Annotated in this window: 16 protein-coding genes and 1 pseudogene; 8 read left to right on the forward strand and 9 right to left on the reverse strand. The window is 59.7% G+C overall.

The genetic code is table 11. The features are described from left to right. Positions 1-108 precede the first annotated feature (108 nt). A complete protein-coding gene (locus tag JQF37_RS17555) occupies positions 109-1128 on the forward strand; it encodes a Glu/Leu/Phe/Val dehydrogenase dimerization domain-containing protein (RefSeq protein WP_047537867.1) in 1020 nt (339 codons plus the stop codon). A gap of 185 nt (positions 1129-1313) precedes the next feature. Here the strand turns inward: JQF37_RS17555 and JQF37_RS17560 are convergent. After that, positions 1314-1553: pseudogene (locus JQF37_RS17560) on the reverse strand (YebG family protein); the annotation flags it as partial. Between the two features lie 281 nt (positions 1554-1834). Between JQF37_RS17560 and JQF37_RS17565 the strand changes: the two are divergent. Beyond that, positions 1835-2335 (forward strand): phosphate-starvation-inducible PsiE family protein, encoded by a 501-nt coding sequence (locus JQF37_RS17565; RefSeq protein WP_047537873.1) that lies wholly within the window; start codon positions 1835-1837, stop codon positions 2333-2335. Here JQF37_RS17565 and JQF37_RS17570 read toward each other — a convergent pair. Continuing rightward, positions 2332-2649, reverse strand: a complete 318-nt coding sequence (locus JQF37_RS17570) for a DUF3509 domain-containing protein (protein ID WP_130204001.1) — start codon at positions 2647-2649, stop codon at positions 2332-2334. The two genes, JQF37_RS17565 and JQF37_RS17570, sit on opposite strands and share 4 nt — an antisense overlap. A 696-nt stretch (positions 2650-3345) precedes the next feature. On the opposite strand from JQF37_RS17570, the gene JQF37_RS17575 reads away from it, so the two are divergent. From JQF37_RS17575 to JQF37_RS17585, 3 genes are all read left to right on the forward strand, one after another. After that, positions 3346-3756, forward strand: coding sequence for an HPF/RaiA family ribosome-associated protein (locus JQF37_RS17575; RefSeq protein WP_130204002.1), 411 nt, complete (start codon positions 3346-3348; stop codon positions 3754-3756). Between the two features lie 288 nt (positions 3757-4044). After that, positions 4045-4617, forward strand: a complete 573-nt coding sequence (locus tag JQF37_RS17580) for an RNA polymerase sigma factor (protein WP_130204003.1) — start codon at positions 4045-4047, stop codon at positions 4615-4617. Further along, the gene (locus JQF37_RS17585) at positions 4614-5603 is read left to right on the forward strand and encodes a FecR family protein (RefSeq protein ID WP_130204004.1); all 990 of its coding nucleotides are present in this window, start codon (positions 4614-4616) and stop codon (positions 5601-5603) included. The genes JQF37_RS17580 and JQF37_RS17585 overlap by 4 nt, the downstream gene beginning before the upstream one ends. Here JQF37_RS17585 and JQF37_RS31445 read toward each other — a convergent pair. After that, on the reverse strand, positions 5590-5904 hold the full coding sequence (locus JQF37_RS31445; protein WP_223272616.1) for a hypothetical protein: 315 nt from the start codon (positions 5902-5904) through the stop codon (positions 5590-5592). The genes JQF37_RS17585 and JQF37_RS31445 overlap by 14 nt on opposite strands. Here JQF37_RS31445 and JQF37_RS17590 point away from each other — a divergent pair. After that, complete coding sequence (locus tag JQF37_RS17590) at positions 5846-8176, forward strand: TonB-dependent receptor (RefSeq protein WP_223272614.1); 2331 nt, start codon at positions 5846-5848, stop codon at positions 8174-8176. The two genes, JQF37_RS31445 and JQF37_RS17590, sit on opposite strands and share 59 nt — an antisense overlap. 117 nt (positions 8177-8293) lie before the next feature. Here the strand turns inward: JQF37_RS17590 and JQF37_RS17595 are convergent, their stop codons facing one another. Further along, positions 8294-9169, reverse strand: coding sequence for an AraC family transcriptional regulator (locus tag JQF37_RS17595; protein WP_130204006.1), 876 nt, complete (start codon positions 9167-9169; stop codon positions 8294-8296). 138 nt (positions 9170-9307) lie between these two features. Here JQF37_RS17595 and JQF37_RS17600 point away from each other — a divergent pair, with 138 nt between their 5' ends. Continuing rightward, positions 9308-10210 (forward strand): DMT family transporter, encoded by a 903-nt coding sequence (locus JQF37_RS17600; RefSeq protein WP_103405246.1) that lies wholly within the window; start codon positions 9308-9310, stop codon positions 10208-10210. Between the two features lie 25 nt (positions 10211-10235). On the opposite strand, the gene JQF37_RS17605 is transcribed toward JQF37_RS17600, so the two are convergent. Then, on the reverse strand, positions 10236-10745 hold the full coding sequence (locus JQF37_RS17605) for a DUF2165 domain-containing protein (RefSeq protein WP_130204007.1): 510 nt from the start codon (positions 10743-10745) through the stop codon (positions 10236-10238). A gap of 166 nt (positions 10746-10911) precedes the next feature. Next, entirely contained in the window at positions 10912-11886 is a 975-nt protein-coding gene (locus tag JQF37_RS17610; RefSeq protein ID WP_103405248.1) for a D-glycerate dehydrogenase, read from the reverse strand. 166 nt (positions 11887-12052) lie between these two features. Between JQF37_RS17610 and JQF37_RS17615 the strand changes: the two genes are divergently transcribed. Then, positions 12053-12298 carry a hypothetical protein gene (locus JQF37_RS17615; RefSeq protein ID WP_130204008.1) on the forward strand — a complete coding sequence of 82 codons (246 nt, stop codon included), beginning with the start codon at positions 12053-12055 and terminating at the stop codon, positions 12296-12298. Between the two features lie 171 nt (positions 12299-12469). On the opposite strand, the gene JQF37_RS17620 is transcribed toward JQF37_RS17615, so the two are convergent. Genes JQF37_RS17620 through JQF37_RS17630 form a run of 3 tightly spaced genes read right to left on the reverse strand, consistent with a single transcriptional unit; the run spans position 12470 to position 14243 of the window. After that, positions 12470-12796 carry a hypothetical protein gene (locus JQF37_RS17620; RefSeq protein WP_130204009.1) on the reverse strand — a complete coding sequence of 109 codons (327 nt, stop codon included), beginning with the start codon at positions 12794-12796 and terminating at the stop codon, positions 12470-12472. A gap of 58 nt (positions 12797-12854) precedes the next feature. Continuing rightward, entirely contained in the window at positions 12855-13313 is a 459-nt protein-coding gene (locus JQF37_RS17625; RefSeq protein ID WP_130204010.1) for a GNAT family N-acetyltransferase, read from the reverse strand. Positions 13314-13340: 27 nt separating this feature from the next. Then, entirely contained in the window at positions 13341-14243 is a 903-nt protein-coding gene (locus JQF37_RS17630; RefSeq protein ID WP_130204011.1) for a chemotaxis protein, read from the reverse strand. Positions 14244-14292 lie beyond the last annotated feature (49 nt).

Below are 14292 nucleotides of genomic sequence, written 5' to 3' on the forward strand. Positions count from 1 at the left end.
TTATTTCCGAATGCGTGCATCAAGGCTGCGCTTATTCCGGTGCGCTTCTGCAATTTTTGGGCGCAAGCCTATACTGGCGACTACAAGAAGTGATTCGGGAGCCTTACGATGTTCGCTCTCATGCAAAGCACTCGCCTTGAATCGCTGCATCTGAGCGTCGACCCGGTCACCGGGTTGAAGGCGGTCATTGCCATTCATAACAGCCGGCTGGGGCCTGCCCTGGGTGGTTGTCGTTACCTTGCCTACCCCAACGACGAATCTGCGATCGAGGATGCGGTGCGCCTGGCCCAAGGCATGAGCTACAAGGCCGCATTGGCCGGCCTGGCCCAGGGCGGTGGCGTGGCGGTGATCATTCGGCCGGTCCATGTGGCCAACCGTGCGGCGCTGTTCGAGGCCTTCGGGCGCTGCATCGAGCAGCTCGACGGCCGCTACATCACAGCCATCGATAGCGGCACGTCGGTAGCGGACATGGATTGCATCGCCCAGCAGACCCAACATGTCACCAGTACCACCTCGGCGGGCGACCCTGCGCCCCATGCGGCGATGGGTGTTTTTACCGGCATTCGCAGCACCGCGATGGCGCGACTGGGTAGCGACAACCTCGAAGGTTTACGGGTGGCCATTCAAGGCCTGGGCAATGTCGGGTTTGCGCTGGCGGAACAACTGCATGCCGCAGGTGCCGAACTGCTGGTCAGCGACATCGACCACGGCAAGGTGCAACTGGCCATGGAGCAACTCGGCGCTCACCCGATCGCCAACGATGCATTGCTCAGCACCCCATGCGACATACTCGCTCCCTGCGGCCTGGGCGGCGTGCTCAGCAGCCACAGCGTGACGCAACTGCGCTGCTCGGCAGTGGCCGGTTCGGCGAATAATCAGCTGACTCATCTGGACGTCGCCGATCAGTTGGAGCGGCGGGGCATTCTGTATGCGCCGGATTACGTGATCAATGCCGGCGGGTTGATCTACGTCTCGCTCAAACACCGTGGCGAAGAGTTGTCGACCATCACGGCCCACCTGTCGAAAATCAGCTCTCGGCTGACGGAAGTCTTCGCCCATGCCCAGGCAGAAAAGCGTTCGCCGGCCCGGGTGGCGGATGAATTGGCGGAGAAAGTCTTGTATCGCTGAGTGGATTTCCCGGCATGAAAAAGGCCCTGACTCCATCGGACTCAGGGCCTGTTCAATTTGGGCGTTGCTTACTTTGCTGCTTTGGCGGCCTTGGCTGGCTTCGCCGGAGCGACCGGTTCAGCGATTGGCTCCTCGACGGGCGTCGCCACTTCAACCGGTTCTGCGACTTCGACAGGTGCACTGAGCAATTCGGACAACGCATCCGGCTGGCTCTTGAACGCCTTGGCGAACACATCGCGGTTCTTCGCCATGTAGATCCCGGCTTCTTCCACTTGCTGTTCGGTCAGGGACGGAACGGCTTTTTGCAACACTTCTGCCAACAACTCGGCCAGTTCGAGCATTTTGTCATGACGGTCAGCTTCGGCTTTATCCATGAACAAGCGCTCCAGATCTCGGCTGCTGCGGTATACCACTTCGACGGCCATTCACCACCTCACATGCCTTCACATTTGGTTGTCTGATTCGACTACTGTATCTATATACAGCTAAAAGGATAAGCGAAACCCGGGTGTTTGGGTAGTGGCTTTTTAATCTAGACCGAAAACAGGGTTTGTCAGGCTCGTCGATGACAGGTGGGTGCGACCAAACGTCACGGAGCGCGTTCCAGAGCGCCCCGCCATCATGGCGTGGCCTTGTTTCTGCATGCAGAACAATCGTCATGTCCAACCCGCATTATCCGGTCGAGCCGACCTAAGGAAGCATCATCGTGAAAATCAACTGGGCAGAAAACCTGCGGCAGAACGTGCATGAACTGGCCGAGTCCCTGGGCAACCTGTTCGTCGAGACCTTCCACTATCTGGCGCTGTTCGCCATTGGTGCGGTGACCGCGTGGGCAGCGGTGATGGAATTTCTCGGGATGATCGAACAGGGCCACATCAAGATCGATGACATCTTGCTGCTGTTCATCTACCTGGAGCTGGGGGCGATGGTCGGGATTTACTTCAAGACCAATCACATGCCGGTGCGTTTCCTGATCTACGTGGCGATCACGGCGCTGACACGATTGCTGATTTCCAACGTCTCGCACCACAACCCACCGGACATCGGGATCATCTACCTGTGCGGCGGGATTCTGCTGCTGGCGTTTTCGATTCTGGTGGTGCGTTACGCTTCATCGCAATTCCCATCGGTGAAAATTGAAAACCCGCACCGCAAGACAGGCGCGGGCTCCAGTGAACACCCGGAAGTGGAGAAGGGCGAGCTTTAAAACCTCATGGCAGGTCGAGGCCGGCCTTTGGCGGGGGGCGGCGGCAGGTTGCGCATGTCGCCATCGGTCATGGCTTCGAGAATGGCCACGGCGCTGTGGCCCTGTTCGATGGCGATGCCGAACTGAATGCTTTGTACCAGGCGTTTGAGGCGCTCGGGGTCGTTGCGCTGGTCAGCACTGATCATGCGTTTGGCCACTATGTGGCCGCTATTGGACAGGGTCAGCATGATGCTGCCATCGAGACCCTGAATGCTCAGGTTGATCTGATAATCCGCTGCAAAAGCATCGGTAATGAGCTGGAAAGGGTTGTCCATGATGCGTCACCGCCTGATTGAACGTGCAGTTGTTGACCGGTCGATATCGGGATTAGTTCGCAACACCGGACCATCGGCCTTCATGGCCAAATCGCCATCAATGCTTGCAACAGGGATGTAGCAAGGGGCATGCCGGAAAGATTGTCGGACAATCATGGCTGTGGAAAGCCGAGGGGCTCTAAAGCGAATGCGCGCCGGGTAACCCCTTCAGGCGCTGGCTTGCTGGCGACAGCACAGTAACGATTGGCACGGGTGTCGCCTGATGAATTGCCATCTCCCGCAAGCCGGGGCCTACAGGGATATCTGCTGCTCATGTGTTCCCGCCTGCCCATTTGAGGGCAAGAAACCTGTGTGTGCCTCCAAAGCGATCAGCTCTCTACCGGCCTCGAAGGCACGGATGTGCGGCGATTGCTGGCGTGGGCGCTGGAGGAGGACGCGGGGATTTTTTGCGGCCAGCATCCACTGCGGACCAGTAAATGTGAGGATTTGTGACAGAGGAGCAGGGCGACTCGACTCCCGACCTTAACAGCGCTTTTGCCGGTTGTCCGGCTTTTTTTCGATTAAAAATTTATCTTTTTTTAGGGGTTGAATTGTTCAGCGTACAGACCGATTGTGTAAATCAAGAGGTCACGGTGATGACGCCCAAGGGCTTAGCTGACCGGCCTCTCGCGAGCTAGCTGAAATAAGGGATGAACTATGCAAATCCAAGTCAATAGCGATAACCATATTCAAAGCAGCATCCGACTGGAGGAGTGGGTACGTACTACCATTGAGAGCACGCTCGAACGTTATGAGGAGGACCTGACCCGAGTGGAGGTTCACCTGCGGGACGAGAACGGCGACAAGCCTGGTCCCCACGATCTACGCTGCCAACTGGAAGCGCGGCCAAAAGGCCACCAACCGATTTCCGTTACCCATAAAGCCGCCAGCCTGGAACTGGCGATCGATGGAGCCGCCGAGAAACTCGAGCACGCACTGGAACACCTGTTCGGCAAATTGCGCGGCAAACCACGAGCCACTGTGGTGCCGTTCGAGCGCGAGGCTCACGCCGACGTGCTGCTGGAAGAAGAGTTTCTTGAAAACGAGCAGGCTGCGCAAAACGGCTGAAACCTGATTCACTTTTAAACCACCCACTCGAACGGGCCTGCATTGCAGGCCCGTTTCGTTTTCAGCGTCATTGGCATTGGAACGCTGTTTCATCCATTATTTTTTTGCGCATGAGAATATTTATCATTAGTATTGGCGGCCTTGTTGGCCCGTGATGTTCACGCGGCTTCATCGGTTTCCAGGTCGCAACATGAAAGGCACCCTCGGCACGTCCCCTCGTTTTACCGTTGATGCTCAGTGCGGTGCTGCTGGCCAGGCCGATTACCGCATGGGCGCAGTACCGAATCGATGATCACTCGTCCTCCCGAACCCCGCGAAATCCAACGCGACGACGTGCACGGCGACCGTGCGCATTTTCTTCAGGTGTTCCTCTCGCAACGTTCGCAAATGGAAGCGCTGGTCAGTCGTCGCGTCGGCTGCCGGGCGACGGCGGCGGACCTGGTTCAGGACTTGTTTCTGCGTTTCTGGCGACGGCCGCTGGTGCAGGTCGAAGAGCTCGGCACCTATCTGTTGCGTTGCGCGGGAAACATCGCCATCGACCATTTGCGCAGTGAGGGCTCGCGGGTGCGGGCCAGCGAAGGTCTGATGGTCGAACCGGTGGATGGCGTGGGCAGCGAACCGCAAGCGGCACTGGAGGCGGGCAACGATCTGCGTCATGTCGAGGCAGCATTGCGCGCATTGCCCGAACGCACGCGGCAGATCTTTCTGCTCAATCGTATCCATGGCCGCAAATACGCCGAGATCGCCAAGGCCATGGGGCTGTCCCAAAGTGCCGTGGAAAAACACATGATGCGCGCGCTCGAGGCCTGCAAGGCCAGCCTGCGGGAGCCCGAACCTCGCACGCCAGGGAAAGCGAAGTGAATACCATTGAACCCATCATCCCGACGCCAGCACAGGAACAGGCGGCACTGGCCTGGCTGAGTCTGCTGCATGACCAGCCCAGCAGCGGTGATCAGGCGACGTTCAGCCAGTGGTTGCAGGCCGACCCGGCCCATGCCGAGGCCTATGCCCGTGCTCAGGTTGTCTGGGAACTGAGCGAAGTGCCGGCGCGGACGATGGCGGATGAGGATGCATCGGCCCTGCAAGGTTATCTCGACGCCATGAACCGCTCGCGCCGCCGCAGCGTTGCGCGTTGGTCCGGTGTGTTGGCCATGGCGGCGTGCCTGCTGTTGATGATCAGCCTGGGTACGGGTTGGCAGCCGTCGCGCTGGGTCGATGACCTGGGGGCCGATTATGTGTCGGCACCGGGGGAAATCCGCACCGTCACCCTGGCCGATCAGTCGCAGGTCACCCTTGATGCCGACAGCGCCATCGCCGTGGATTTCAGTCGCGGCGAGCGGCATGTGCGGGTGCGACGAGGGGCCGGTTTTTTCAACGTGACCCACACCGGCGAGCCGTTTGTGGTGGAGGCCGAAAAGGGCCGCGCCCAAGTGTTGGGCACGCAGTTCGAGGTGCGCCTGCAAGCCCATGGGGCGAAGGTCACGGTGTTGTCCGGGCGGGTCGGTGTGACGGCGGACAGGAACGCCGAGCAGCAGGTCCTGACGGCCGGCCAGCAAGTGGCGTATGGCGAAGGCCTGGCGGAAAAACTCCACGCGGTGGACAGCGAAGCGCAGTTGGCGTGGCGCCAGGGGTGGCTCAATTACTACAAAGCGACACTGGCCGATGTGGTCCAGGACCTGGGGCGCTATTACCCGGGACGGATCGTGTTGCTCAACGATGAACTGGCGAAACGTCGGGTCAGTGGCAGCTTCCCGAGCAAGGACCCGCAGTCGGTGCTGAGTTCGTTGCAGGGAGTACTGGGATTTGAGCAACACCAGCTTCTGGGGCATTTGATTATTTTGCGTTGAGCCTTATGGCGCCATCGCTGGTCAGCCAATCACCCTCGATAAAATTATTTTCAACTTTGTGCTGAGGTAAATCCGAACGCCATTCGTGTAGTGACTGAAACTGCGATTCATTCGCATCCATTGCGGTTCTACACAGGTCACGAGTCATGAAGTCCAGGGCAAAATCGGGTTCGGTCAAACAATGGTGGGGTGTTGCTGCGTTGAGCTTTTCGGCGTTGGCGTTGTTGCCGCTGAGTGTGGCGATGGCTGCAGACACCCGTGCCCCACAACGCGCGCCCTTCAGTTTTTCGATGGCCGCCAAACCGCTGCCCCAGGCCCTGAGCGACTTCAGCCGCGTTACTGGTATCAGTGTGATCTACACCGATGAAGCGCCCTACGGCCTCAACGCACCGGCCATCAACGGCCAGATGAGTGCCGAACAGGCGCTGCAGCGTTTACTCAGTGGTTCAGGCTTCACCTTCCGTCGCACTGACGATCACACCATCGCACTGGAACCGCAGCCCACCGAAGGCGCCTTGAACCTGGGGGCGACCACCATCACTTCGGTGATGGATCAATCCACTAGTTACCAGCCGCCGCCCACCAGTTCGATCATGCGCAGTTCGGCGCCGATTCAGGAGATTCCGCAGACCATCAACGTGGTGGCGGCCCAGGTCATTCGCGATCAGGCACCGCGCAATCTCGATGACGCGCTGGCCAACGTCAGCGGCATTACCCAGGGCAATACGCTGGGCAGCACCCAGGATTCGGTGATGACCCGCGGCTTCGGTGACAACCGCAACGGCTCGATCATGCGCGACGGCATGCCCCTGGTGCAGGGCCGTGGCATGAACGCCACGGTGGACCGGGTTGAAGTGCTCAAGGGGCCGGCTTCGTTGCTCTACGGGATTCAGGACCCGGGCGGTGTGGTGAACATGGTCAGTAAAAAGCCAGAACTCGAGCAGTACAACGCCCTGACCCTGCGTGGCTCGACTTACGGCGACGGCAAGAACGGCAGCGGCGGCAGCTTCGACAGCACCGGTGCCCTGGGCACTTCCGGCCTGGCCTATCGCATGGTGCTGGACCACGAAGACGAAGATTACTGGCGCAACTACGGCGTGCATCGCGAGACCCTGGTGGCGCCGTCGCTGGCCTGGTTCGGCGAGCGCACCAAGCTGCTCTTCGCCTATGAGCATCGCGAATTTCTCACCCCGTTCGACCGTGGCACGGTGATCGATCCGCGCACCAACCACCCCTTGGACATCTCTCGCAATGAGCGCCTCGACGAGCCGTTCAACGACATGGAAGGGCGTTCGGATCTCTATCATTTCGAGGCCGATCACGAACTCAACGACAACTGGAACGCCCACTTCGGCTACAGCTGGAACCGCGAAACCTACGACGCCAGCCAAGTCCGTGTCACCGCCATCGACACCACTAAAGGCACCCTGACCCGCAGCATGGACGGCACGCAGAATGTGATCAGCACCGACCGGTTCGCCACGGCCAGCCTTGAAGGCAAGGTCAATGTTGCGGGCATGCAGCATGACTTGGTGTTCGGGATCGATGACGAGTACCGCAAGATCTACCGTGCCGACCTGATCCGCCAGAAAAGCCTGAGCACGTTCAGCTACCTCAACCCGGTCTATGGCCGTGAAGTCGAAGGCACCACAGTCAGCGCGGCGGACAGCGCCCAGACCGATTTGCTGCGTAGCGATTCGGTGTTTGTGCAGGACTCGATTCACCTCACCGACCAATGGATTTTTGTAGCGGGCGGGCGTTTCCAGGCGTACGACCAGTACGCCGGCAAAGGCGTGCCATTCAAGGCCAACACCGACAGCAACGGCCAGAAATGGGTGCCGCGCGCGGGCCTCGTCTACCGTTACACCGATGAATTGTCGTTCTACGGCAGCTACACCGAATCCTTCAAACCCAACTCGACCATCGCCCCCCTGAGCGGCAGCAGTACCGTGCTCGATGGCAGCATTGCGCCGGAAGAAGCCAAGTCCTGGGAGATCGGTGCCAAGCTCGATATGCCGGGGCGGGTCACCGGCAACATCGCCCTGTTCGATATCAATAAACGCAACGTATTGGTGGCCAATTCCGAAGGCCCGGTCACGATTTACAGCGCCGCCGGCGAAGTGCGTTCCCGTGGTCTTGAACTGGACCTGAGCGGTCAACTGAGCGATCGCTGGAGCATGATCGGCAGTTACGCCTACACCGATGCCGAAGTGACCGAGGACCCGGACTACAAGGGCAAGAAACTGCAAAACGTGGCCCGCAACAGCGGTTCGCTGTCGGCGGTGTACGACTTCGGCAATGTCATCGGTGGCGATCAACTGCGGGTCGGCGCGGGGGCGCGTTATGTCGGGGAGCGGGAAGGCAACGCGGTGAATGATTTCGAGCTGCCGGGCTACACGGTCGCCGACGCGTTCGCCACCTACGACACGCAACTCGACGGGCAAAAGGTCAAGTTTCAGCTCAACGTGAAGAACCTGTTTGACCGCACCTACTACACCTCGGCGGCGAGCCGGTTCTTTGTGTCGATGGGCGATTCGCGGCAGGTGACCTTGTCCAGCACGCTGGAGTTCTAACGCAAGACCGCGTCATCGTTTATCGCGAGCAGGCTCGCTCCCACAATTGGAATGCATTCCCCTGTGGGAGCGAGCCTGCTCGCGATGGCGGTCTGACAGCCGCTTGATATCCCGAACCTAGCGCAAAAACGCCTGCCGATATTCGCCCGGCGTCCCCGCCAAGACCTGGCGAAAGCGATTGGTGAAGTGACTGGCACTGGCAAATCCGCAGGTCAGCGCGATATCCCCCAGCGGCTGCGATGTCGAGCGCAATAATTCCCGCGCCCGGCCCAGTCGCCGTGCCAGCACGTACTGGTGCGGCGGCAGGCCGAAGCTTTCGCGGAACATCCGCGCAAAGTGGTACTCCGACAGCGCGCACAGCGCTGCCAGTTGTCCCAGGCTGATGGCTTCGCCCAACTGGCTGTCGATGTACTCCACCAACTGTCGCCGCTGATGCGCCGCCAACCCGCCCTTGAGTCGCAATCCGTCGCGCAGGCCGACCTGACTGAGCAAGGCATGGCTGAGCATTTCGTGGGCCAGGCTGCTGGTGAGCAGGCGTTCGCCGGGTTCATCCCAATTGAGGCCGATCATCTGTCGAAAGCGCCGCGCTTGCAGCGGGTCGTCGAGGAACGTGCCTTCGCGCAACTGCACTTCACGGGGCTCGCGGTCCAGCAACGTGACGCAGCCGAGGGCGAATTGTTCCGGGCTGAAATAGAGGTGGGCCAGACGAATGTCGCCATTGATCACCCAGCCTGACTGATGATCGGCCGGCAGGATGCACAGCTTGTCCGGGCCGCCCTTGGTGCCGGGCTGATCGCGGCGAAAGGTGCCGGTGCCGCCGGCGATGTAGCAGGACAAAGTGTGGTGGCTCGGCGCTTCGTAATCCTGGGCGTCGTGATGGTTGCTCCACAAGGCTGCCGCCATGCCGTCACCGAGCTCGGCGCTGTGCTCCAGGCGAGCATTGGGCGAGCGGTTGAGGGCTTGAAAGACTTGCAGGGTTTCCAGTGCGGGCATGATCAGTTCTCTCCAACGCCTTGCATCCTACTCCGTAGGCGTGCGCCTGCCAGCCAGTGGCGCGACAAAAGCGCAAGTTTATGCAAGTGCGGCATGGCGCGACGCCGGACACTGGGCTCCTATCGAGGAGCCTTTGTCATGAACCTTTCGTTGTATTTGTTGACCGTGCTGATCTGGGGCACCACCTGGATTGCCTTGAAATGGCAGTTGGGTGTCGTGGCGATTCCCGTGTCGATCGTTTATCGCTTCGGCCTCGCCGCACTGGTGCTGTTTGTGATGTTGCTGCTCAGTCGGCGGTTACAGGTGATGAACCGTCGTGGGCATTTGATTTGCCTGGCGCAAGGGCTGTGCCTGTTCTGCGTCAACTTCATGTGTTTCCTGACGGCCAGCCAGTGGATTCCCAGCGGTCTGGTCGCCGTGGTGTTTTCCACCGCGACACTGTGGAACGCCCTCAATGCACGGGTGTTCTTCGGCCAGAAAATCGCCCGTAACGTGCTGATGGGCGGCGCGTTGGGCTTGTGTGGTCTGGGCCTGTTGTTCTGGCCGGAACTGGTCGGCCATACCGCCAGCCCGCAAACCCTTCTCGGCCTGGGTCTGGCGCTGTGCGGCACCCTGTGTTTCTCGGCGGGCAACATGCTGTCGAGCCTGCAACAGAAAGCCGGGCTCAAGCCGCTGACCACCAATGCCTGGGGCATGGCCTATGGCGCGGCGATGCTGTCGGTGTGGTGCCTGGTCAAAGGCATTCCATTCGATGTGGAGTGGAGCGCCCGCTACATCGGTTCGCTGTTGTACCTGGTCATTCCGGGGTCGGTGATTGGTTTCACTGCTTACCTGACACTGGTCGGGCGTATGGGGCCGGAGCGCGCCGCGTATTGCACCGTGCTGTTCCCGGTGGTGGCGCTGAACGTGTCGGCGTTCGCCGAGGGGTATCAGTGGACCTTGCCGGCTCTGGTGGGGCTGGTGCTGGTGATGCTGGGCAACGTACTGGTGTTCCGCAAGCCCAAGGCACCGATGGTTCAGGGCAATGGCAAGCTGGCGTGAAGCCTTGTCAGGGTCGAGTGTGTTTTCAGCGCTCGATCCTGATCGCCACATACAACAGCGATGGCAACATGAAGTCGACAATGTGCTGGGCCCAGTCCTTGTAGTTCCAGTGTTGCGATTGGTCCATATTGAACCACTCGGCACCAATGACCTGGAAACAGAGGTAATAAAGAAAGAGTGCAATCAATAAGCCGATAATGGCGAACTTCTTCGCTTCGTGGAATTTCTTGCTGCTGGAGTTGATGTTCTTGTACAGATAGTACGTGCCAATGATGCAGAAGCTCGTGTACATGACTTCAAGGGTAATGATCAGCCAGTAGATCCGATGCTGGAGAATGGGCGAGGCAATCGCTCGTTCGCTGTATCTGGAACTCGCATGGGTGGTGTCCATGCTCAGGATATGCGACAGGTACTCATAGTTGGTGGCGTAATCGGTAATGTTGCTGTACATCACCAGTAAACCGAAGAAACTTACGAATAACATCAGTGTGGCTTTACTGAATTTTATGACGTGGTTGGTTGTGATTTGGCTCAAGGTTAAATATCTCCAGAACTAAGTTTCGGTGTGTTTTTAGTTTGGAGTTTATACGGCGGGTTATTTGTCTGGTCGTGAACTGAATTGCAGGATATGTAGCGCCAAGTTGAAGGTGCGGGTTTTTAAAGTGTGCGGGCAGGCATCGGTAACGCCTGCCCTGGGTTATTCAGCCTTTCCAGACTTGCGGGTTGACCAGGTCCTGTGGGCGTTCACCCAACAAGGCGCTGCGCAGGTTGGCCAGGGCACGATTGGCCATGGCTTCGCGGGTTTCGTGGGTCGCCGAGCCAATGTGCGGAAGCGTCACGGCGTTTTTCAGCTGAAACAGTGGTGATTCGGCCAGCGGCTCCTTTTCGTAGACGTCCAGCCCGGCGCCGCGAATCCGGTTGTTCTGCAAGGCTTCGATCAGTGCCGGTTCGTCGACCACCGGGCCGCGAGCGATGTTCACCAGAATCGCGCTCGGCTTCATCAACGCCAGTTCGCGATGGCTGATCAGGTGTTTGGTTTTCTCACTGAGTGGTACTACCAGGCAGACGAAATCAGCTTCGGCCAACAGTTCATCCAGGCTGCGCATCTGTGCGCCGAGTTCTTGTTCCAGCGCGGTCTTGCGGCTGTTACCGCTGTAGAGGATCGGCATGTTGAAACCGAAGCGCCCACGGCGAGCGATGGCCGCGCCAATGTTGCCCATGCCGACGATACCCAGGGTCTTGCCATGCACATCGCAACCGAACAACGCCGTGCCGACGCTCGCCTGCCATTGGCCTGCCTTGGTCCAGGCGTCGAGTTCCGCCACGCGCCGGGCACTGCTCATCAGCAGGGCGAACGCCAGGTCAGCGGTGCTTTCTGTCAGCACGTCCGGGGTGTTGGTGAGCATGATCCCGCGCTCACTGAGGTACGCGACATCATAGTTGTCGTAGCCCACCGAAACGCTGGACACCACTTCCAGTTTCGCGGCGTTCTCCAGTTGGGCGCGACCGAGTTTGCGGCCGACGCCGATCAGGCCGTGGGCGTGGGGCAGGGCTTCATTGAACTGGGCGTTGATGTCGCCATTTTTCGGATTCGGCACGATGACGTCGAAGTCTTGTTGCAGGCGTTCGACCATTTCAGGCGTGACGCGGCTGAAGGCGAGGACGGTCTTTTTCATGGGGCGGGGCTCGTCAGGGCGGAGGAGAATGCTGAGCACGCTAACATTCTTACCGGGATTTGTGCGAGTCGCGTAACAGCAGCTTGCAGCGCTTCATCCAGTTATACTGGCGCCTTTCGTGGCTCGCTGACCGGGCCCGACACTTTACGCATCACCCGGAGCTTTCATGACTTCCCCGAAACAACCGCCGGTCGCCGACACCTTGAGCGACGAGCAGGCAGAGCTGCCAGACAGCGTCGACAGCGAAACCAAAGCCGCCATCCCGGCGTTCAAGTTCCCGTTCAAGCCAGGAGAATTGGCCGGCGCCAAGAACGCCAGCCAGCCGTGGTACAAGAACGGCGCCAAGAATGGCCACACCAAGACGCCTGGCATGGCACCGCCAGGGACTCGGCGTTCGATGGGCAAGCGCTAAGATCCAGGCCATCACTGGCGATACATCCCTTGGCTCGAGCTGCCCGCAACGAAATAAGCGAGTCGTTCGCCGACGCCTGCGTCACCGTGTGCGCAGCGGCGTCCACTGCCTGTCTGGCGACATCCTCGCCAGACACTTGGAACAGCCCGCCGGCAGCGCCTGTCCGGCCACTCACTGGCCTTTGGCGGCCGGGTAAATCGAGTCCCATTCGGTGACATACGCGGTTTTGCTTTTTTTGTTGTAGAGACACAGCTCGGTGCCTTGCGCGCCTTTCATGTGCTTTTGCGGGTACTGACCTTGCAGCAGGAGCGCGGTGTAGCCGACGCGGTCGTCGAACTGGGCGGCATTGCCCACGGGGTTGGCATTCTTCAGGCCACTGGCCTTGGTGCAACTGGCCAGGACGGTTTTGTCGTAAGCGGCCCAGGCGTCGGGGCTGGAAGCCTGGGCCTGGGGGGCGAGGGCGGTGAGGCAGAGCAGGGTCAGGGCAGCGGTTTTCATGGGCCGGAAATTCTTTTGGAGGGCGAAGGACCGGATTATGCCTGAAGGAGGGTGTTCGTCAGGCTGGAACCGCTTCCCGGCGAACCACATGCATCCCGACGCTTTCATACAACCGCTGCGCGCGCAGGTTGTCCTCCAGCACCTTCAAATCCACAAAACCTTCGCGGCGTTGCTGGAACACCTTGAACGCGTGCAGCAGCAAAGCGCGGCCCACACCTCGCCGTTGAGCCCGTGGATGCACCACCAGGTCTTTGATGTAGGCGCTGGTCCAGCACTGGCACACGGCAACCACGCCTTCGGCATCCAGGGCAATGAAGCACAGGTCGGGATCGTATTCGGGGTCGGTTTCAAATTGCCGTTGCCAGCACTCCAGCGCCGGTACGCGACCACCGCCCTCGCGGTAACCCAGTGTCATTAACCGATGGGCGGTTTCGGCAAGTTCCGGGCGGTAGCGGGTCAATTGAAGATCGTTTGGCCAAGGATTGGCCGGCACAGCCTCCGCGAGGTTGCGCCGCATCAACAAGCAAAAGTCCTCGGCCAAGACTCAATGACCCTGTTCAGCCACAGCCTTGGCTGCCGTGATCAGGCACTGGGTCAGTTCGGGCGAGGAGAACTTGGTCAGCACCGCGTTGGCACCGGCCTGACGAGCCTTTTCACTGTTCATCGCGCTGTCCAGTGAGGTATGCAGCAGCACATAGAGGTGCGCAAAATCCGGCGTTTCGCGCAGGGTTCGGGTGAAGGCGTAGCCGTCCATTTCAGACATTTCGATGTCCGAGACAATCAGATTGATCTGCTGGGCGGTGCCTTGCAAATCCAGCAGGCAGTCGATGGCTTCCTTGGCGCTGCGCGCCGTATGGCATTGCAGGCCGAGATTGCGCAACGTGTGCACCGATTGCTGCAGGGCCACCTGACTGTCATCGACCACCAGAATCCGTGCGTTGCCCAACAGCTCGGCGTCTTCCATGCTCAGTTCGGTCGGTGCCGTTTCGATCTGCACCGGGGCGATGCCATGGATGACTTTTTCGATGTCCAGTACCTGCACCAGGGTGCCATCGACCGAGGTCACGCCGGTGATGTACGAGCGCACTCCGCCAGAGCCGAAGGGCGGCGGACGGATATCGGTGGTCAGGCAGTGAACGATCTTGCTCACCGCCTGGACGTGCAGGCCCTGCTTGGAGCGACTGACGTCGGTGACGATCAGGCAGCCGCCATTCGGGTCTTCCAGCGGACGTTCGCCGATGGCGCGGCTCAGGTCGATCACTGACAGCGACGCCCCACGCAGCGTGGCAATGCCTTTGACGTGGGGGTGCGACTCCGGCAGCTTGGTCAGCGGCGGGCAGGGGATGATTTCACTGACTTTGAGCAGGTTGATTGCCATCAACTTGCCGCTGCGCAAGGTAAACAGCAGAAGCGAAAGTGAATCTGCACGGGCTTTGATGGAAGACATATGTACCTTCTTGGGAAAAAGGTGATGGGCTATCGCGAGGATCGCCAAT

It is taken from the genome of Pseudomonas sp. MIL9 (assembly GCF_016887925.1).
In the GTDB taxonomy this organism is placed as follows: domain Bacteria; phylum Pseudomonadota; class Gammaproteobacteria; order Pseudomonadales; family Pseudomonadaceae; genus Aquipseudomonas; species Aquipseudomonas mohnii.

Bases quoted from the DNA above. Each gene is read 5' to 3' on its own strand.
- JQF37_RS17555 (WP_047537867.1), top strand. From the start codon at position 109: ATGTTCGCTCTCATGCAAAGCACTCGCCTTGAATCGCTGCATCTGAGC.
- JQF37_RS17570 (WP_130204001.1), bottom strand. From the start codon at position 2,649: ATGGACAACCCTTTCCAGCTCATTACCGATGCTTTTGCAGCGGATTAT.
- JQF37_RS17575 (WP_130204002.1), top strand. From the start codon at position 3,346: ATGCAAATCCAAGTCAATAGCGATAACCATATTCAAAGCAGCATCCGA.
- JQF37_RS17580 (WP_130204003.1), top strand. From the start codon at position 4,045: ATGATCACTCGTCCTCCCGAACCCCGCGAAATCCAACGCGACGACGTG.
- JQF37_RS17590 (WP_223272614.1), top strand. From the start codon at position 5,846: ATGGCTGCAGACACCCGTGCCCCACAACGCGCGCCCTTCAGTTTTTCG.
- JQF37_RS17595 (WP_130204006.1), bottom strand. From the start codon at position 9,169: ATGCCCGCACTGGAAACCCTGCAAGTCTTTCAAGCCCTCAACCGCTCG.
- JQF37_RS17600 (WP_103405246.1), top strand. From the start codon at position 9,308: ATGAACCTTTCGTTGTATTTGTTGACCGTGCTGATCTGGGGCACCACC.
- JQF37_RS17610 (WP_103405248.1), bottom strand. From the start codon at position 11,886: ATGAAAAAGACCGTCCTCGCCTTCAGCCGCGTCACGCCTGAAATGGTC.
- JQF37_RS17615 (WP_130204008.1), top strand. From the start codon at position 12,053: ATGACTTCCCCGAAACAACCGCCGGTCGCCGACACCTTGAGCGACGAG.
- JQF37_RS17620 (WP_130204009.1), bottom strand. From the start codon at position 12,796: ATGAAAACCGCTGCCCTGACCCTGCTCTGCCTCACCGCCCTCGCCCCC.
- JQF37_RS17625 (WP_130204010.1), bottom strand. From the start codon at position 13,313: ATGCGGCGCAACCTCGCGGAGGCTGTGCCGGCCAATCCTTGGCCAAAC.
- JQF37_RS17630 (WP_130204011.1), bottom strand. From the start codon at position 14,243: ATGTCTTCCATCAAAGCCCGTGCAGATTCACTTTCGCTTCTGCTGTTT.